The organism is Enterobacter cloacae complex sp. CDL013 (assembly GCF_049238805.1).
GTDB classification, from domain to species: Bacteria; Pseudomonadota; Gammaproteobacteria; order Enterobacterales; family Enterobacteriaceae; genus Enterobacter; species Enterobacter hormaechei_C.
Genome location: NZ_JBMKGT010000005.1, coordinates 395,932 through 414,208 on the forward strand (window position 1 = coordinate 395,932; position 18,277 = coordinate 414,208).

Consider the following 18,277-nt stretch of genomic DNA (forward strand, 5'->3'; position numbering starts at 1 on the left):
AGAGTTGTTAAAAAATTCAGTAAGTCCCTAAAGCTTATTAAAAACACGCGCCAGGCGACCGGTGCCGCTCACCCGGACAGGCGACTCGTTTGCTGCGACAAAGGCGGATTCACCCGGTTTGAGCACCAGACGCTCGCTATCTTTGTGCAACGTCGCTTCGCCTTCCACACAGAACAGGATCGCGGCGCTCTCCTGTGCAATGGCGGTTTCGTCTGCGCTGAGGTCGTGCAGGGAGAAGGCAAAATCGTCAACCGGAATCGGGAAGTCCAGCTCTGCGCCGTTTTTCACCGGCTGAGTAAGCAGCTCCGCAGCAGGTTTCGCCACAAACTTCACGTTGGCAACCAGCTCAGGGATGTCGATGTATTTTGGCGTCAGGCCCGCGCGCAGTACGTTATCGGAGTTAGCCATCACCTCCAGTGCCACGCCGTTGAGGTAGGCGTGCGGGGTTTCAGCGAACAGGAACATCGCTTCGCCCGGGTTGAGCTTCACCACGTTCAGCAGAAGCGGAGAGAAGAGACCGCTGTCGTCCGGATAAAACGCGGAAATTACGCGAATGGTGTCCCATGGCTCACCCTGCTGGCTGTTCAGCGCGGCTTTCAGCACCGCCAGCGCGTGTGATTTTTCCTCGCCCTGCATATTCAGCAGGCTGGCAAACAGCTCGCTCAAGGCTTCTGCGTTCGGGTTTTCCAGGAAGTGGGCGATCGCGTTGTGAGCCCCGGCGACCGGTTGCAGCAGGGAGATGATCTCGGAAAACTCGCGGAAGGCATTCATCGCCAGAAAAGGGGTGAGGGCGAAAACCAGTTCCGGCTTGTGGTTAGGATCTTTGTAGTTACGCTCTGCGGCGTCTAACGGAATACCGGCGGCATTTTCTTTGGCAAAGCCCAGTTCAGAGGCTTTTTTGTTCGGGTGAACCTGAATGGAGAGCGGCTGGTCGGCGCACAATACCTTGAACAGAAACGGCAGCTCACCAAAACGATTCGCCACTTTATCGCCGAGCAGTGCGGCTTTGTCGGCGTCGATGACGTCACGCAGGCTACGAACCTGACCGCTGGCATCTTCAATTTTTGAGCTGCTCTTCGGGTGTGCGCCCATCCACAGCTCTGCCATCGGCAGGTTGTCCGGGTTGGCGATACCGTAGAGATCCGTTAACGCAGTTTTACTTCCCCAGGCGTAGTTTTGCACTGAGTTGATGAGTTTTTGCATTATCAAGCCCTGATTCATATGTGGAATTAACTCCGCGTATTAAAGCAATAAACCGAATGGAAGTAACCTGCGGATGTAAAAAGTCGTACTAGTCTCAGTTTTTGTTAAAAAATTGTGTAGGATAAGCTGACTCGCTTTTAAGCCGGGCAGCGGAACATCTGCCCTGAATAAACAGACCGAAGCAGTAAGTGAGAGAACAATGTCGAATAAACCCTTCCATTATCAGGATCCTTTCCCCCTAAGTCAGGATCAGACCGAGTATTATCTTTTAACCCGCGATTACGTTACTGTCTCTGAGTTTGAAGGGCAGGAGATCCTCAAAGTTGACCCGCAGGCGCTGACGTTGCTGGCGCAGCAAGCCTTCCATGATGCTTCCTTTATGCTCCGTCCGGCGCATCAGCAGCAGGTTGCTGATATCCTGAGCGACCCGGAAGCCAGCGAGAACGATAAGTACGTTGCCCTGCAATTCCTGCGTAACTCTGATATCGCGGCGAAAGGCATTTTGCCGACCTGCCAGGACACCGGCACGGCGATTATCACCGGTAAAAAAGGCCAGCGCGTCTGGACCGGCGGCGGTGACGAAGCGGCGCTGGCGCGCGGCGTTTACAATACCTACACCGAAGACAACCTGCGCTATTCGCAAAACGCGGCGCTGGATATGTACAAAGAGGTGAACACCGGCACTAACCTGCCTGCGCAGATTGACCTCTACAGCGTCGACGGTGACGAGTACAAATTCCTCTGCATCGCCAAAGGCGGCGGTTCAGCCAACAAAACCTATCTTTACCAGGAAACCAAAGCGCTGCTTACCCCGGGCAAGCTGAAGAACTACCTGGTCGAGAAGATGCGTACCCTCGGCACCGCGGCCTGCCCGCCGTACCATATCGCATTTGTGATTGGCGGTACGTCTGCCGAAAGCACCCTGAAAACCGTTAAGCTGGCCTCAACCAAATACTACGATGGCCTGCCAACGGAAGGTAACGAACATGGTCAGGCGTTCCGCGACGTGCAGCTTGAGCAGGAACTGCTGGCCGAAGCGCAGAACCTGGGGCTGGGCGCGCAGTTTGGCGGCAAATACTTCGCGCATGACATTCGCGTGATCCGCCTGCCGCGCCACGGTGCTTCCTGTCCGGTGGGGATGGGCGTTTCCTGTTCAGCGGACCGTAACATCAAAGCGAAGATCAACCGCGACGGCATCTGGATCGAGAAGCTGGAGAACAACCCGGGCAAATACATCCCTGAAGAACTGCGTAAAGCGGGCGAGGGGGAAGCGGTTCGCGTGGACCTGAATCGTCCGATGAAAGAGATTCTGGCGCAGCTTTCGCAGTATCCGGTCTCGACGCGCCTTTCCCTGAACGGGACGATTATCGTGGGCCGCGACATCGCCCATGCGAAGCTGAAAGAGCGCCTGGACAACGGCGAAGGGCTGCCGCAGTACATTAAAGATCACCCGATCTACTACGCAGGTCCGGCAAAAACGCCTGATGGATATGCTTCCGGCTCGTTAGGCCCAACCACGGCGGGCCGTATGGACTCCTACGTCGACCAGTTGCAGGCCAACGGCGGCAGCATGATCATGCTGGCGAAAGGCAACCGCAGCCAGCAGGTGACGGACGCGTGCCACAAGCACGGCGGCTTCTACCTCGGTAGCATCGGTGGCCCGGCGGCGGTGCTGGCGCAGGGCAGTATCAAGAGCCTTGAGTGCGTGGAGTACCCGGAACTGGGTATGGAAGCGATCTGGAAAATTGAAGTGGAAGACTTCCCGGCGTTCATCCTCGTGGATGACAAAGGTAACGACTTCTTCAAACAGATCCAGTCTTCCCAGTGTTCGGCGTGTGTGAAGTAATTCTGTAAATTGCCGGGTGGCGCTGACGCTTACCCGGCCTACATTCTCGTAGGTCGGGTAAGGCGCAGCCACCACCCGACATCAAAAAGAGCGCACAAAGCGCCATAACGTTTCTCAGAAGTCATCAATACTTATCTCTTAAGCATGTGAGCAATCCCATCTTTGTTATCAAGGAGTAAGTAATGACAATGCATCGCCGCGAGAAAGACTCCATGGGCGCCATCGACGTCCCGGCCGACAAGCTATGGGGCGCACAAACCCAGCGTTCGCTGGAGCATTTCCGCATTTCGACAGAGAAAATGCCCGTCTCGCTAATCCAGGCGCTGGCGTTGACCAAACGCGCTGCCGCCAAAGTCAATCAGGATCTGGGCCTGCTGGATGCCGATAAAGCCACCGCCATCATCAATGCCGCCGACGAAGTGCTGGCGGGCAAACATCCCGACGAATTCCCCCTTGCCATCTGGCAGACCGGCTCAGGCACCCAGAGCAACATGAACATGAACGAGGTGCTGGCGAACCGCGCAAGCGAGCTGCTTGGCGGCCTACGCGGCATGGAGCGCAAGATCCACCCGAACGATGACGTGAACAAAAGCCAGAGTTCCAACGACGTGTTCCCGACGGCCATGCACGTGGCGGCCGTCATCGCAATCCGCGAGCAGCTTATCCCGCAGCTCAACGTGCTTAAATCTACGCTTAACGAGAAAGCGCAGGCCTTCCGCGACATCGTTAAAATTGGTCGTACGCACCTTCAGGACGCCACGCCGCTGACGCTCGGCCAGGAGATCTCCGGCTGGGTGGCGATGCTGGAGCACAACCTTAAGCATATCGACAACAGCCTGCCGCATCTGGCGGAGCTGGCGCTCGGCGGGACGGCGGTGGGCACTGGCTTAAACACCCATCCCGAGTACGCGGTGCGCGTGGCCGAAGAGCTCGCGAAGATTACCGGGCAGCCGTTTGTTACCGCTCCGAATAAATTCGAAGCGCTGGCGACCTGTGATGCCCTGGTGCATACCCATGGCGCGCTGAAAGGGCTGGCGGCCTCGCTGATGAAAATCGCCAACGACGTGCGCTGGCTGGCCTCCGGCCCGCGCTGCGGCATCGGCGAAATCAGCATTCCGGAAAACGAGCCGGGCAGCTCCATTATGCCGGGCAAAGTGAACCCGACGCAGTGCGAAGCCATGACCATGCTGTGCTGTCAGGTGATGGGTAATGACGTGGCGGTTAACATGGGCGGCGCGTCGGGTAACTTCGAGCTTAACGTCTATCGTCCGATGGTGATCCACAACGTACTGCAATCGATTCGTCTGCTGGCCGATGGCATGGAGAGCTTTAACGAGCACTGCGCGGTGGGCATTGAGCCTAATCGCGAGCGAATCAGCCAGCTGCTGAATGAGTCTCTGATGCTGGTAACGGCGCTGAACACCCATATTGGTTATGACAAAGCGGCCGAAATCGCTAAAAAAGCGCACAAAGAGGGGCTTACCCTGAAAGCCTCTGCGCTGGCGCTGGGCTACCTGACGGACGCCGAGTTTGATGCCTGGGTCCGACCGGAAGCGATGGTGGGCAGCCTCAGATAATCACTGCGCCACATACAGGTGCAGCCGCGGAATAATCAGCTGTAGCGGCTGCGCCTGGGGTTTATAGCGATGCTGAACGTTTTCAGCATCGTAGTTCAGCAGTTCCCCGATATCCGGCACCACCGCACCCTGATCGGCATCATAGAGCGCAATCAGCGGCGTCGGGCAGGCGTATTGCACCTGCTTTTGTTGACCGGCATACCAGACACGGGCGATAGGCTGCACCTTCACCGGACGCTTTATTTTAAGACGGGTATCAGCTGGCAGGGAGGCAATGCTGTGGTACTCCTGCTCCAGCCGTTCAATCCACTGTTCCCGCGACCACGGGGCGACCGTTCGCGGCGATTTCAGGCTTTTTTCCAGCTGCGCCAGGATCTCGTCCCGCGCGAAATTTTTAATGATGTGCTTGTTGGCCCAGCCGAAGCGCAGCGTGGCGGGATGGCGCAGTACCGTCAGCGTGCGGTAGGCATTCAGGGTGATCAGCCCCGGAAGCTGGCGATGCACCCATTCAAAACGGGCAGCCGGTGCCAGCCCGGACTCAACGGTTACAATCCTCTCAAAGGCGGCTTTCAGCGTATTGATATGCGTAATCTGCGCCTCAATTCCTTCACGCGTTGCGGCATCCGTTTGCAGGCAGATGACGCCGGGCAGGCGAACGGCGGCCTTACTGCTGCGATTTTCGGACTGCTGCTGGATGAAAAGGCGACGATAGTGCTGCAACGTCATTTCCAGCGCCGCCTTGCCAACATGCTGCGTCACCTCAATGGTGTTCAGCGGGTCGTGTTCTGCGCCTTTTGCCACCTCGGGCAGGGAAAAGACGCGGGCGGCCAGCAGGCGGCAGTCCTGAAGTTGCCCCGTGAGGGTCAGTAACGCCTGCTCTATTTCCCGAAATGTGGTGTTAAGCCTTTCGATGAGATCGTAAGTTGTCATGGCAGCCCTTAATTAGTTACAACATACTATTGATATAGCACAACACGCCGGGTCAGGCCAGCGTGCGGTTTAGGTCAGGCAGGTACGGGAAGGGGAATGTTGTGATAGATCGGCCAGCTAAAGACGAACCGGGCCCCACCCAGCTCGCTCGCTTCGCAGCGAACCGAACCGCCCATCGCCTGGGCAATAGAACGGACAATAGCCAGCCCCAGACCACAGCCGCCGGTAGCCCGGTCGCGGCTGGGATCGAGGCGCACAAACGGCTCAAAAACTTTTTCACGCTCCGCCGGCTCAATGCCGGGGCCATCGTCTTCCACACACAGAATCGCCTGGCTTCCCTGCAAATCTAAACCTATGCGCAGCGTCGTTTCGCTGTAGCGCATGGCGTTGTTCATCAGATTATCCAGCACGCGTTCCATCAGGCGCATGTCCAGTGCGCCGTACGCGCCGGGGGTAATGGCTGTCAGCAGTTTTCGCTGAGGGTTAACGCTCTGCATATCGTTAATATGCGTCTGTAGCCAGACGGGGAGATCCGGTGTACTGAGGTGCAACTCCGTCTGAGGCCGATCGAGGCGGGCATAGGTCAGCAGCTCTTCAATCAGCGCTTCAAGCTGGCCAATATCCCGATTGAGCGCCTGCGATTCCGCCCCGGTGAGGTTCTCGCTCATCTCCAGGCGATAACGCAGGCGTACCAGCGGAGTGCGCAGTTCATGCGCAATGCCATCGATCAGCTGCTTCTTGCTGGCAATCAGGGCGTTGATGTTATCGGCCATCTGGTTAAAGGCAATACCGAGCCGGTCAAAACTGGAACCACTGTCGAAATGTATGCGTTCAGTTAAATGACCCTCCCCAAAACGCTGTGCGGCGGATTCCAGTTTCAGCATGTCCTGCCAGTGCGGTCGCATCCAGATGAATACAGGGAAAGCGAGCGAGATGGCAATAAAGCCCAGCAGGGCGAGATCCAGCAGGCGCATCTGGTGCAGGTAATAGAGATAGGGCACCGGCCCGACGGCCAGGACATAATGGCTGCGCGGAATACGCTGAATGAAGGTATATTTCTCGTCCAGCGCGACGATGTCTCCATCGCGCAGACGCTGCATCGCAGGCGGCGCTAAATCAAAATCCTTCATGGGTTCGATACGCAGATCAAACGACAGATTCAGATCCAGCTCTTTTAACGTGCGCGCCCAGTCATGAGGTGGTATTTCTCGCAACTCGCTACGCATCAGGTAGAGCGAGCTTTTCATCAGATCGTCGAGGGATTGTCTGCCCGCGCGCTCTGCGGTGAATTTGTAGACCAGCCCGACCAGCATGGTCATCACCAGAAAGCAGACAAACAGCAGAAGGTAAAACTGCACAAACAGCTTTTTCATTAATCTCACCGAAACAGGGGCTTCACTACACGTCTTTTACCAGCAGGGTCGCCATGGGCGCAAGTCAGGCATGATGAGTTGAAAAGGGTAATTGTCGAGAGGTATTTCAGCGCGGCATCGCTTTATTCCATCAATGCCCGGAAAATCCGTTTACGTTTCAGTTAAACGCGTTTATTTACGATTGCGTATTATTGATCCGTAATAACAATGACAAAGGCCACCTGCGGGTGGCTTTATTTAATCGCGTTAACCAGCGAGAGGGATCCGGCACAAACGGTGCGACAGAAATAATTAGCGTTGTAACCTGAGCATTATCGAACTTCGTTAATGTCTGGATTTAGCTGTGCTGACAATCAGTGGATTCGTGGTAAACCCATGCGGGCATTTCCGCGCGTTGCAATGCACCGCGTATGTGCATATCTCTTCTTGCTGGTTTCGGTTGTATGGGCATGCCATCTTGTTTTTAATTTCACTCCACAACATCTCGTTATAAGGTGATATGTTATATATCGATATAGGCTTGAACACACCATTAATGAAGACGCCATTTTTTGTCGGATATATTCTGTCACCGGGGTACAAATAGACATCGCTTTCATACCAAATAATGAGTTTCAAGAACTTGAGGCCCAAGATGCTTGAATAAACGATTCCCGTGTTAGGACAAATTACCGAGCTAATGACTCTCCATGACATTGCTATACCTCTTTCATTAAATAATTGAGAGAGTATAAGGTTTAGCATGAGAATTAGATATCTGCAAACACGTAAGCTATTGAAAAAGATCGATATTATTTATACGTTCGCCACTATCCCCTTTGTTTTCAAAAGGATAAGATAATGATTAAAGCAATTGTAAAGATTATTTTTAGCCCAATGTGCTTTTAAGTGACGGATTTTTGATCGATGATGGCGCCTGCACTGCTGAATATATATTGTACTACAGCACTGAAATACATTAGGAATACTTTTGTTTAGGCGAAAAATGCCCAGCGAAATAGCATACAAGGAAGGAATGAGAACAAGTGGTATTTTATAACTGACGATGCATATAATCGATAACTTTCGACGGGTACTGATAAAAATTCCGATGCATCGTGAGTTATTTTTCGAATATTCCTGTTTTGTTCCTTTTTTCAGGTTTCCCAGGCGTGCGGTGCAAACAGATAGCCCTTATTGCGTACGGTTTTAATGCGGTAAGGTTCCGTGGCGTTATCCAGCAGTTTTTTACGCAGACGCGAAATCGCCACATCAACGCTACGATCCATTCCGTCGTAACTTACGCCGCGCAGATTTTTCAGTAATGCATCCCGGTCCATAATTTGACCGGCATGGGTTGCCAGCTCCCACAGCAGGTCAAAATCTGCGGTTGAGAGCGCAATCAGCTCCCCGGAAAGCATAACCTGTCGGTTGACCGGGTCGATAGAAAGCGTGCCGAAGCGCATCGCTTTGTGCGGCGTTAAAGAGGGGGCAGACGCTTCACGCTCCGCGCCGCTGGCACGCTGACGCAGATGGAGGCGCAAACGGGCAAGCAGGACTGCCGGCGGCGTGGTTTTCAGGATGTAGTCATTCGCGCCCATCTCAAGCGACAGAATATGATTCATATCGCTGTCGAGAGAGGTCAGCAGCACGATCGGACCGTCCCACTTCGTGCGCAGATCCCGGCATAGCGTCATACCATCTTTTCCGGGCAGCATGATGTCCAGCAACACCAGGTCCGGATTTTCGCGGGTCACGACGTCTTCAGCGCGATCGCCACGAGGCTCGACAACCACTTCCATATCATGTTTACCCAGATAAGCGGCGATCAGTTGTCCCACCTCGGGTTCATCTTCAACATAAACAATCTTATTCATACAACGTCTGTCATCGCAAAAAACGTCAACATACACCGCGCAATCTTAACCTTCCATTAATCTTTCAAAATTAGCCGGACTTCCGTTATCCTGCACGGGAATGTTATTTGATTGTTAAGGGAAAAGAATGGGGCTGGTGATAAAAGCCACGCTGGGTGCGCTGGTCGTGCTGCTGATTGGGGTGCTGGCTAAAACGAAGAACTACTACATTGCCGGGCTGATCCCGCTGTTTCCCACCTTTGCGTTAATCGCGCACTATATTGTGGCCTCTGAGCGGGGTATTGAGGCGCTGCGCGCCACCATTGTGTTCGGGATGTGGTCGATCATCCCGTATTTTATCTATCTGCTGTCGCTGTGGTACTTCACCGGTTTTCTGCGTCTGCCCCTGGCGCTGGGCGGGGCGGTGGTCTGTTGGAGCCTCAGCGCCTGGGTGCTTATCTTCTTCTGGAGCCGCTTTCACTAGCGCAGCGGGCGGCCACCGTCCACGGCAAACGTTCGGCCCGTGACGTAACAGCTGGTCAGCAGATAATCGATCAGGTCGATCACCTCTTTCTCACCGGGCGCAATTTTCATTAACGACTTGTTGAGCGCCTGCTGACGATACTCGGCATCATCGCCTTCGTTAAATAAAATCATCGCCGGAGCAATCGCGTTGACCTTTACCTCGGGCGCCAGCTTGCGTGCGAAAGAGCGGGTCATATTATCCAGGGCGGCTTTGCTGGCCGCATAGGCGATGTGTTTGTCGCTTCCTCGCTCTACCACGTAATCGGTGAAATGGATAATGTCGCCTGCGGCATGACCGTGTCCGCGCAGCAGATCCTGTAGGGCATGGTTGAGCAGATAAGGCGCATTAACGTGGATCTGCATCATGCAGGCGAGCGTTTCGCTGAGTGAATGTCCTGCTTTTTCGGGAAGCCAGGTACTGGCGTTGTGAATAACCGCCCGCAGCCCGTGGGTGGTCGATTTCACTTTGTCCGCGAAGGCGAGTATACCTTCATCCGTGGAGAAATCCGCCTGAATGCAGACTGCTCCGGCATTTCGTAGACCTTCAATGGAGGGATATTCCGTGCGGTAACTGACGATAACCGGATGGCGAAGGTTGAGAAAGTGATGGGCGAGGGCGAGGCCGATGCGACGGCCTGCGCCAGTGATCAATATTGGGCGTTGCTGCGTGTGTCCCATCGTAATCTCCTTTTCAGTTCAACAATGGGACAGGCGACGCTATCCCATTAACATCCACGTTGCCGGTACGGCAGCGACTAACAGCAAACCTATCAACGCCATTTCGCGGCGCTTAAGGGCATTATCAAGCTGATGCGTACGGCGAGCGTAGATAAACACCAGCAGGCCCGGTGCGTAGAGCACCACGGACAGCAGCAGATGCATCGGTCCGGAAGCATACAACAACCATAGACCGTAAATACAGGCGCCGACACCTACCGCATAGTGTGCCGGGCGGGTCGCAATTTTTAACAGATATGCGCCCACTAAGAAATAGGGTACCAGAATCATCTCGGAGGCGATGGTCAGCAGCGTGTTATAGTCCGATCCTGTGAGCCAGATCAGCACCAGACAGACCTGCACGCTGATGTTGGTGAGCCACAAAGAGGCCGATGGCGCACTGTTTTTGTTCTGACGGGCAAACAGGCGCGGGAACGCTTTATGCGTGGCGGCCAGGAACGGCACTTCCGCTGCCATAATGGTCCAGCTCAGATAGGCGCCGCAAACGGAGACAATCAGACCCGCCGCGATAATCACGTCTCCCCAGGGACCCAACATTTTCACCATCAGCCCGGCCATGGACGGGTTACGCATTTCCGCCAGTTCAGGGCGTGCCACCACGCCGAGCGACAACAGCGTCACCAGCAGATAAACGCCCAGCGCCGCCAGTACGGCCAGCAGCGTGGCGCGTCCCACGTCGCGCTTGTTACGCGCGCGGGCAGAGACTACGACGGCACCTTCAACGCCGATGAACACCCACAGGGTGATCAGCATGGTATTTTTCACCTGTTCCCAGACGGGAACGCCCAGCGCAATGCCGCTGAAATCGAGCGTAAAGACATCGAGACGGAAGGCGAGGAAGGCCAGCACGACGAACAGGCCAAGCGGCACCAGCTTGGCCAGCGTTGCCACGAGGTTAATGCTGGCCGCGGTCTGGACGCCGCGCAAAATCAGCCAGTGAACAATCCACAGCAGTACCGAGGCGCCGACGATGGACTGCCAGGTATTACCGTCGCCAAACAGGCGCAGTTCGGGCGTATCGGTAAAGAAGCTGAGCGCTGAGAAGACGATAACCAGATAGGAGACGTTGGCGATCACCGCGCACAGCCAGTAACCCCAGGCGGAGCAGAAGCCGATCAGCTCGCCGAAACCTTCCCGGGCGTAAGTGAATATTCCGCCGTCCAGATCCGGTCGGATACGGGTCAGCAGCAGCATGGCAAATGCCAGCAGCAAAATCCCGACACCGGTAATGCCCCAGCCAATCAGTAATGCGGCCGGGCTGGCGACGGCCGCCATGTTCTGCGGCAAACTGAATACGCCCGCGCCCAGCATTGAGCTTAATACAAGTGCAGTTAACGCACTCAGGCCAAGTTTCTTTTCCATTGGCTTCCTGTTATGAAAAGTCCAAATCCAGAATAATTATTTCGCTAAGGCGCATAAAAATGGTGGATCACGCTAAGGCGCGGGATTTTACGGAGTGTGAAGGATGCATGCAATGACGTGTGGCAGAAATCAGAAAAAAAGTAACAAAAAAGGCGGCACTGCGCCGCCTTTATGAAACCGTTTTGTTACTTGTACAGATCGGCGCTGATGGTCAGGTTGTTACCACGTTCCTGCCACTGACGGGTGATGTGGTAATACTTCGCGCCTTTCTTCGCAGCACGCTTCGCCACCTGATAGGAGATTTCCGTCATGTTGCCATAGTTGCCCGTAAACTTGATGCTGTCGAACGGAACCATCTGCGCGGCAGTGGCTTTGTTCAGCTCTTCAATTTTCGTGCCGTCTGGTAACGTAACGGTATAACGACCGCCTTTGGTGGATTGGGTTTCAAAGAAACGACCCACTTCAGCGCTTGGTGCCGCCGAGGTTGCAACGCCCGGAATTTCCACTTTCTTCGCTTCTTCACCGCCTTTCGCTAACGCGGCACGTCCCGCATCTGAATCCGCTGGAATGGCATCCGGGCTTTGTACTACGCGTTTTTTCGCATCTTGCTTATAGATGAAGGCGGTGATGCGCTGGTTTCCGCCCTGGTTGGCATCAACCTGACGCACGATATAGAACGCGTAAGCGCCTTTTTCTCTCGCGGCTTTGGTGATGGCATCGTTAACTTCAGGCTGGCTGCGGTAGAAGCCCTGAACGGTCACGGTGTCATACGGTTCCAGCTGAACAGCCTGATCTTTCGGCAGTTCAACAATGCCGTTAATCACGCGGTTTTTCTGTTCATCTGCTTTTGGGGCATTCTCTTTGTACAGCGCAATCGTCACGCGCTGGTTGCCGCTGTTGCCCTGATCGGACTGGTCAACAACGTAAAACGAGGCAGCGCCGTTTTTATCGGCGGCTTTTGATGCGGCGGCGACGGCATCGCCAATAGAGTTATAGCGACCCACAATGACCGTATGGTCAAAAGGTTTTAACGCTGCCGCTTGCTCCGGCGTCAACTCTGTCGCGGCATTCGCAGACAGGGCGGTCGCGGAAAGAAGTGCGGACGCCAGGAGTGTGTTCTTAAGCTTCATAAAAATAATCCTTCGCCTTGCGCAAACCATGTACTGGTGTTGTTGTTAATTTGAGACGGTCCCGATTATGGCATTTAACACCCGTCGCTGTCTGCGGCATTTTTCACAGCCTGTGCTCACCAAAGGACCTGATTCGATAACATTTTGTGATATGTGGAAAAAACAGGCGTTTCACAAGCAAAACTGATTAAGCATATGACTTTTACAAGTTAATTTAATGTTAATGAGTTGTTCTAATATGGCGCTATATCATGTTTTTACCGCTTCGCTTGCGCGATTTATCGGTCCTGAAGGCGAATTTAAGGTAAATATCTCTGTCAGTAACCCCGATCGCTTATTTTTCACAGATAAAGTAAGAAATAGTGTTTTCTGGCGGTAGATCACGGGCGCTATTTTCAGTAGGTTATAGAAAGTTTGTTACTGTTTTATTTTCCGGGGTTAATCATTCTCCGTCGTTATCTCGATGGTGAAAATTGATACAAACCGCGGGCAATTATCGACAAACCATCATCAAAAACCGATGGAAGGGAAAACTATGCGTATTGGGGTACCAAAAGAACGGTTAGCCAATGAAACCCGCGTAGCGGCAACACCAAAAACGGTGGAGCAACTGCTTAAACTGGGTTTTACCGTCGCGATTGAAAGCGGCGCGGGCACACTGGCGAGTTTCGATGACGAGGCCTTTACTCAGGCTGGCGCGGACGTCGTGGACGGTGCTGAGGTCTGGCAATCACCCATCATTCTGAAGGTAAACGCACCGGAAGAGAGTGAAATTGAACTGCTGAACGCGGGCACTACGCTGGTGAGCTTTGTCTGGCCAGCCCAAAACCCGGAGTTGATGGAGAAGCTGGCGGCACGCGGTGTCACCGTGATGGCGATGGACTCCGTGCCGCGTATTTCGCGCGCGCAGTCTCTGGATGCGCTGAGCTCCATGGCGAACATTGCCGGCTATCGCGCCATTGTCGAAGCTGCGCATGAGTTTGGTCGCTTCTTTACCGGTCAGATTACGGCGGCAGGTAAAGTTCCACCGGCGAAGGTGATGGTGATTGGTGCCGGTGTGGCAGGTCTTGCCGCTATCGGGGCCGCAAACAGCCTGGGCGCTATTGTTCGCGCGTTTGATACCCGGCCGGAAGTGAAGGAGCAGGTGCAGAGTATGGGCGCCGAATTCCTTGAGCTGGACTTCAAGGAAGAAGCGGGCAGCGGTGATGGTTACGCGAAGGTCATGTCTGAAGCCTTTATTAAGGCGGAAATGGCGCTCTTTGCGGCGCAGGCAAAAGAGGTGGACATCATTGTCACCACCGCGCTTATTCCGGGTAAACCGGCGCCGAAGCTGATCACCCGTGAGATGGTGGATTCCATGCAGCCGGGCAGCGTTATAGTCGATCTGGCGGCGCAAAACGGCGGTAACTGTGAGTATACCGTGCCAAATCAGGTCACGACGACCGCGAACGGCGTGAAGGTGATCGGTTATACCGACCTGCCAGGGCGTCTGCCAACCCAGTCCTCTCAGCTGTACGGCACGAACCTCGTTAACCTGCTGAAGCTGCTCTGCAAAGAGAAAGACGGCAACATTACCGTTGATTTTGATGATGTGGTGGTGCGTGGCGTTACCGTGGTGCGTGAAGGGGAAATCACCTGGCCTGCACCGCCGATTCAGGTTTCCGCTCAACCTCAGGCTGCGCCGAAAGCGGCACCAGAGCCCGCGGAGCCAGCAAAACCTGCGTCGCCGTGGCGCAAATACGCCATCATGGCGCTGGTCATAATCCTGTTTGGCTGGCTGGCGGACGTCGCGCCAAAAGAGTTCCTTGGCCACTTCACCGTCTTCGCGCTCTCCTGCGTGGTGGGTTACTACGTCGTGTGGAACGTTTCCCATGCGCTGCATACCCCGCTGATGTCGGTCACCAATGCCATCTCCGGGATTATCGTGGTCGGGGCATTGCTGCAAATTGGTCATGGCGGCTGGATCAGCTTCCTGAGCTTCATTGCGGTGCTGATCGCCAGTATCAATATTTTCGGTGGTTTCACCGTGACTCAGCGCATGCTGAAAATGTTTCGTAAAGGCTAAGGGGTAGCATATGTCTGGAGGATTAGTTACAGCCGCATACATTGTTGCTGCAATCCTGTTTATTTTCAGTCTGGCGGGGCTTTCCAAACACGAAACGTCTCAGCAGGGAAATAACTTCGGTATCGCCGGTATGGCGATTGCGCTGATTGCCACCATCTTTGGGCCGGACACCGGCAACGTGGCGTGGATCCTGGTGGCGATGATCATCGGCGGCGCGATTGGTATTCGTCTGGCGAAACGCGTTGAAATGACCGAGATGCCGGAGCTGGTTGCTATTCTGCACAGCTTCGTGGGTCTGGCGGCGGTGCTGGTGGGCTTCAACAGCTACCTGTACCACGAACCGGGCCTGGAGCCGATTCTGGTGAACATCCATCTGACCGAAGTGTTCCTCGGCATCTTCATCGGTGCGGTGACCTTCACCGGGTCGATTGTGGCGTTCGGCAAGCTGCGCGGGAAGATCTCTTCCAAACCGCTGATGCTGCCTAACCGCCACAAGCTGAATCTGGCGGCGCTGGTCGTTTCCTTTGTGCTGCTGGTGGTCTTCGTGCGTACCGAAAGCGTAGGCTTGCAGGTGCTGGCGTTACTGGTGATGACCATCATCGCGCTGGCGTTCGGCTGGCATCTGGTGGCGTCTATCGGCGGAGCAGATATGCCGGTAGTCGTTTCCATGCTGAACTCCTACTCCGGTTGGGCGGCGGCGGCGGCAGGCTTTATGCTGAGCAACGACCTGCTGATTGTCACCGGTGCGCTGGTCGGTTCTTCCGGTGCGATCCTGTCTTACATCATGTGTAAGGCGATGAACCGTTCGTTTATCAGCGTCATCGCGGGTGGCTTCGGTTCTGACGGTTCATCAACCGGTTCTGATGAGGAAGTGGGTGAACACCGTGAAATCAGCGCGGAAGACACCGCAGAGATGCTGAAAAACTCGCATTCCGTCATCATCACCCCAGGCTATGGCATGGCGGTGGCGCAGGCGCAGTATCCGGTGGCGGAAATCACCGAGAAACTCCGCGCGCGCGGTATCAAGGTTCGCTTTGGTATTCACCCGGTGGCGGGGCGTCTGCCAGGCCACATGAACGTGCTGCTGGCGGAAGCGAAGGTGCCTTACGACATCGTGCTGGAAATGGACGAGATCAACGATGATTTCGCCGACACCGACACCGTGCTGGTGATTGGCGCCAACGACACCGTTAACCCGGCGGCGCAGGACGATCCGCGTAGTCCGATTGCGGGTATGCCTGTTCTCGAAGTGTGGAAGGCGCAGAACGTTATTGTCTTCAAACGCTCTATGAACACCGGCTATGCTGGCGTGCAGAACCCGCTGTTCTTTAAAGATAACACCCACATGCTGTTTGGCGACGCCAAGGCCAGCGTGGATGCGATCCTGAAAGCGCTGTAATTTCGCTTCATCCTGACAAACCGCCCCCTGGGGCGGTTTTCTTATTTCTGCGGCCAGCTTTTCTCCTCTGTCTATACTTTACCCTTTGTGTAATACGAGGAGGTGTAATGCGATTTTTGTCCCGCTTCGACATCATCGAGCTGATGATGACGCCGTCTTTCTGGATCGGCGTCGCCACGGTGGTCTTTGTGACTCTGCTGGTGTACTGGCTGCTGACGCGCCTGATCGCCTTCGTTAAGAAAGGGATCACCACCTGGGGCGACAAGCACCCCAGCACCAACCGGATGCGCTTTATCCTGACGGATATGCTTAACCGCACCAGCCGCGTCCTGCTTTTTGTCGTGGCGCTGTTGTTCAGCCTGCGTTTCGTCGACTTACCGGATCATCTCTTTGGTACCGTGAGCCACGCCTGGTTCCTGGTCTTCGCTATCCAGGTGGCGCTGTGGATGGATCAGGGGGTGGTGTCGTGGCTTCGTCACGTCATGCTGGCGCCGGGAAGCCATAAAAACCCGGTGACGCTGGTGATCACGGGGCTTATCCTCCGTGCCATTGTCTGGTCAGTGATGCTGCTGTCTATTCTTGCTAACGCGGGCGTCAACATCACTGCTCTGGTTGCCAGCCTTGGGGTAGGGGGTATTGCTATCGCCCTCGCGGTGCAAACGATCCTGAGCGACGTGTTTGCATCGCTCTCCATCGGTTTTGATAAGCCGTTCGAAATCGGCGATTTTGTGGTGTTTAACGATGTCGCCGGGACGGTAGAGCACATTGGTCTGAAAACCACCCGTATCCGCAGCCTGAGCGGGGAGCAGATTGTCTGCGGGAACGCCATCCTGCTGCAACAGACGCTGCATAACTATAAGCGGATGCAAACGCGGCGGATTGTTTTTACCTTCGGAGTCGCCAGCGACACGGCGCCGGAAAAACTGCGTTCAGTGGGTGAGATGGTCAAACAGATCATTACCGACGTCGGGGAAACGAAGTTTGACCGCGCCCATTTCCTGGGCTTCGATCGCGATCGCCTGACCTTCGAGGTGGTTCATATTGTTAATACGGCGGATTACAACAAGTACATGGATATTCAGCAGGAGATCAATATTCGTATCCTGGAGGGGCTGAACCAGCAGGAGATCAAGCTGGCGCTACCGAGCATGGTTCTGCACGCGCCCTGGATGAATGCCGGCGACGAGGCATCTGCGCAACGGTTGAGCGAAGCGCAATAAAAAAAGCCCGCCGTTACCGGCGGGCTTTCATTTTGGGGTCAATCGTCTTCCTCATCGTCCAGCTCAACCGGCGTCTGATATTGATCCGGTTTGATGACCAGAAGGTCGCAGCGCAGATGGTCGATCACCTGCTCGGCGGTATTTCCCAGGAACGCGGCAGAAATACCGGTCCGGCCGATGGTGCCCAGCACCACAATCCCGGCCTGCAAATGCTCCGCCAGATCCGGAATAACCTCTTCCGGTAACCCTTTTTCTACGTGGGTCATGTTCTCATCGATACTGAATTTCTGGCGCAGCGCTTTCATGGCCAGCAGATGCTGACCGCGAATCGCATCGTTATACACGCTCGGGTCAAATTCAGGCAGCTCGATGGCGATATTGATTGGCGTAACCGGATAGGCGCCCACCAGATGGACTTCAGTATGGTTAACCTGGTCGGCAAGCTGAAGCGTCTCCTTCACCAGTTTCTCGTTCAGCGAATTGTGATAATCCTCTTCGCTGGCCAGATTGACCGCCACGACGGCTTTCCCGCCCTCAGGCCACGGCTGATCTTTCACCATCCATACCGGACAAGGGCATTTGCGCAGCAGGTGCCAGTCTGTTGGAGTGAAAATCACGGATTCCAGTTTGTCATGCTGGTGCGCCATTTTCAGCAGCAGGTCATGCCCACCGGCCACCACTTCCTGAATAATGGCTTCGAAGGGGCGGTTGTGCCAGACTACTTTAATATCAATCGGTACGCCCGCTTCCAGGTAATACTTCGCCTGCTCGCGGATCCACGCGGTACGCTGGCTGATCACTCCCTGACGCATAGCGGTGCGCTCGTCAGGCGACAGAAGGGTGGTCATCTCGTATGAGAAGTCATAAATCGGCAAAAAGGCTTTAATTTTGCCACCAATCCGTTGATGTAAATACACAGCACGTCGTAATGCCGGCTGATCGTCCTGATTAGGATCGATAGCCACCAGCATGTTTTGATACTTTGCCATACAGGTCTCCTTACTACTGTCACCACAGTCTGTAAGTAAAAGAGTAACCTATATATCTTGAATGAAACAGGGGGGAAGTTTTTGC

At 54.7% G+C, this 18,277-nt stretch carries 15 protein-coding genes; 6 read left to right on the forward strand and 9 right to left on the reverse strand.

The window, feature by feature from the left end; all coding sequences use genetic code 11:
• Window positions 1–27: 27 nt before the first annotated feature.
• On the reverse strand, window positions 28–1,203 hold the full coding sequence (manA, locus tag ACOTXD_RS12620) for a mannose-6-phosphate isomerase (RefSeq protein WP_003857564.1): 1,176 nt from the start codon (window positions 1,201–1,203) through the stop codon (window positions 28–30).
• A 199-nt stretch (window positions 1,204–1,402) separates the two neighbouring features.
• Between manA and fumA the strand changes: the two genes are divergently transcribed.
• A complete protein-coding gene (gene fumA, locus ACOTXD_RS12625) occupies window positions 1,403–3,049 on the forward strand; it encodes a class I fumarate hydratase FumA (protein ID WP_023314046.1) in 1,647 nt (548 codons plus the stop codon).
• A 182-nt stretch (window positions 3,050–3,231) separates the two neighbouring features.
• The gene (fumC, locus tag ACOTXD_RS12630) at window positions 3,232–4,626 is read left to right on the forward strand and encodes a class II fumarate hydratase (RefSeq protein ID WP_045897796.1); all 1,395 of its coding nucleotides are present in this window, start codon (window positions 3,232–3,234) and stop codon (window positions 4,624–4,626) included.
• Here the strand turns inward: fumC and tus are convergent, their stop codons facing one another.
• From tus to rstA, 4 genes are all read right to left on the reverse strand, one after another.
• Window positions 4,627–5,556: a DNA replication terminus site-binding protein gene (gene tus, locus ACOTXD_RS12635; protein WP_003857559.1), complete on the reverse strand. Its 930-nt coding sequence runs from the start codon at window positions 5,554–5,556 to the stop codon at window positions 4,627–4,629. It lies immediately after the preceding gene.
• A gap of 74 nt (window positions 5,557–5,630) precedes the next feature.
• Window positions 5,631–6,929 carry a two-component system sensor histidine kinase RstB gene (rstB, locus tag ACOTXD_RS12640; RefSeq protein WP_061856155.1) on the reverse strand — a complete coding sequence of 433 codons (1,299 nt, stop codon included), beginning with the start codon at window positions 6,927–6,929 and terminating at the stop codon, window positions 5,631–5,633.
• A gap of 324 nt (window positions 6,930–7,253) precedes the next feature.
• Window positions 7,254–7,673, reverse strand: a complete 420-nt coding sequence (iraM, locus tag ACOTXD_RS12645) for an anti-adapter protein IraM (RefSeq protein WP_058659747.1) — start codon at window positions 7,671–7,673, stop codon at window positions 7,254–7,256.
• Window positions 7,674–8,065: 392 nt separating this feature from the next.
• Entirely contained in the window at window positions 8,066–8,785 is a 720-nt protein-coding gene (gene rstA / locus ACOTXD_RS12650; RefSeq protein ID WP_003857553.1) for a two-component system response regulator RstA, read from the reverse strand.
• 127 nt (window positions 8,786–8,912) lie between these two features.
• Between rstA and ACOTXD_RS12655 the strand changes: the two genes are divergently transcribed.
• A complete protein-coding gene (locus tag ACOTXD_RS12655) occupies window positions 8,913–9,248 on the forward strand; it encodes a GlpM family protein (RefSeq protein ID WP_003857551.1) in 336 nt (111 codons plus the stop codon).
• On the opposite strand, the gene folM is transcribed toward ACOTXD_RS12655, so the two are convergent.
• The 3 genes from folM to ydgH all read right to left on the reverse strand — a co-directional run bounded on the left by folM (window position 9,245) and on the right by ydgH (window position 12,519).
• Window positions 9,245–9,967 carry a dihydromonapterin reductase gene (gene folM, locus ACOTXD_RS12660; protein WP_003857550.1) on the reverse strand — a complete coding sequence of 241 codons (723 nt, stop codon included), beginning with the start codon at window positions 9,965–9,967 and terminating at the stop codon, window positions 9,245–9,247. The genes ACOTXD_RS12655 and folM overlap by 4 nt on opposite strands.
• Before the next feature lie 39 nt (window positions 9,968–10,006).
• Window positions 10,007–11,389, reverse strand: a complete 1,383-nt coding sequence (locus ACOTXD_RS12665; protein ID WP_003857548.1) for an amino acid permease — start codon at window positions 11,387–11,389, stop codon at window positions 10,007–10,009.
• 185 nt (window positions 11,390–11,574) lie between these two features.
• Window positions 11,575–12,519, reverse strand: a complete 945-nt coding sequence (gene ydgH / locus ACOTXD_RS12670) for a DUF1471 family protein YdgH (protein ID WP_000769339.1) — start codon at window positions 12,517–12,519, stop codon at window positions 11,575–11,577.
• 535 nt (window positions 12,520–13,054) lie between these two features.
• On the opposite strand from ydgH, the gene pntA reads away from it, so the two are divergent.
• From pntA to ACOTXD_RS12685, 3 genes are all read left to right on the forward strand, one after another.
• Window positions 13,055–14,584 (forward strand): Re/Si-specific NAD(P)(+) transhydrogenase subunit alpha, encoded by a 1,530-nt coding sequence (pntA, locus tag ACOTXD_RS12675; protein WP_003857543.1) that lies wholly within the window; start codon window positions 13,055–13,057, stop codon window positions 14,582–14,584.
• A gap of 10 nt (window positions 14,585–14,594) precedes the next feature.
• The gene (gene pntB, locus ACOTXD_RS12680; protein WP_003857541.1) at window positions 14,595–15,983 is read left to right on the forward strand and encodes a Re/Si-specific NAD(P)(+) transhydrogenase subunit beta; all 1,389 of its coding nucleotides are present in this window, start codon (window positions 14,595–14,597) and stop codon (window positions 15,981–15,983) included.
• A 107-nt stretch (window positions 15,984–16,090) separates the two neighbouring features.
• Window positions 16,091–17,203 carry a mechanosensitive ion channel family protein gene (locus ACOTXD_RS12685; protein WP_003857538.1) on the forward strand — a complete coding sequence of 371 codons (1,113 nt, stop codon included), beginning with the start codon at window positions 16,091–16,093 and terminating at the stop codon, window positions 17,201–17,203.
• Between the two features lie 38 nt (window positions 17,204–17,241).
• Here ACOTXD_RS12685 and uspE read toward each other — a convergent pair whose 3' ends face one another.
• Window positions 17,242–18,192 carry a universal stress protein UspE gene (gene uspE, locus ACOTXD_RS12690; protein WP_003857535.1) on the reverse strand — a complete coding sequence of 317 codons (951 nt, stop codon included), beginning with the start codon at window positions 18,190–18,192 and terminating at the stop codon, window positions 17,242–17,244.
• Window positions 18,193–18,277 lie beyond the last annotated feature (85 nt).

Bases quoted from the DNA above. Each gene is read 5' to 3' on its own strand.
- tus (WP_003857559.1), bottom strand. From the start codon at position 5,556: ATGACAACTTACGATCTCATCGAAAGGCTTAACACCACATTTCGGGAA.
- iraM (WP_058659747.1), bottom strand. From the start codon at position 7,673: ATGCTAAACCTTATACTCTCTCAATTATTTAATGAAAGAGGTATAGCA.
- fumC (WP_045897796.1), top strand. From the start codon at position 3,232: ATGACAATGCATCGCCGCGAGAAAGACTCCATGGGCGCCATCGACGTC.
- pntA (WP_003857543.1), top strand. From the start codon at position 13,055: ATGCGTATTGGGGTACCAAAAGAACGGTTAGCCAATGAAACCCGCGTA.
- rstB (WP_061856155.1), bottom strand. From the start codon at position 6,929: ATGAAAAAGCTGTTTGTGCAGTTTTACCTTCTGCTGTTTGTCTGCTTT.
- manA (WP_003857564.1), bottom strand. From the start codon at position 1,203: ATGCAAAAACTCATCAACTCAGTGCAAAACTACGCCTGGGGAAGTAAA.
- ACOTXD_RS12665 (WP_003857548.1), bottom strand. From the start codon at position 11,389: ATGGAAAAGAAACTTGGCCTGAGTGCGTTAACTGCACTTGTATTAAGC.
- uspE (WP_003857535.1), bottom strand. From the start codon at position 18,192: ATGGCAAAGTATCAAAACATGCTGGTGGCTATCGATCCTAATCAGGAC.
- ydgH (WP_000769339.1), bottom strand. From the start codon at position 12,519: ATGAAGCTTAAGAACACACTCCTGGCGTCCGCACTTCTTTCCGCGACC.
- pntB (WP_003857541.1), top strand. From the start codon at position 14,595: ATGTCTGGAGGATTAGTTACAGCCGCATACATTGTTGCTGCAATCCTG.
- rstA (WP_003857553.1), bottom strand. From the start codon at position 8,785: ATGAATAAGATTGTTTATGTTGAAGATGAACCCGAGGTGGGACAACTG.
- fumA (WP_023314046.1), top strand. From the start codon at position 1,403: ATGTCGAATAAACCCTTCCATTATCAGGATCCTTTCCCCCTAAGTCAG.
- ACOTXD_RS12655 (WP_003857551.1), top strand. From the start codon at position 8,913: ATGGGGCTGGTGATAAAAGCCACGCTGGGTGCGCTGGTCGTGCTGCTG.
- folM (WP_003857550.1), bottom strand. From the start codon at position 9,967: ATGGGACACACGCAGCAACGCCCAATATTGATCACTGGCGCAGGCCGT.
- ACOTXD_RS12685 (WP_003857538.1), top strand. From the start codon at position 16,091: ATGCGATTTTTGTCCCGCTTCGACATCATCGAGCTGATGATGACGCCG.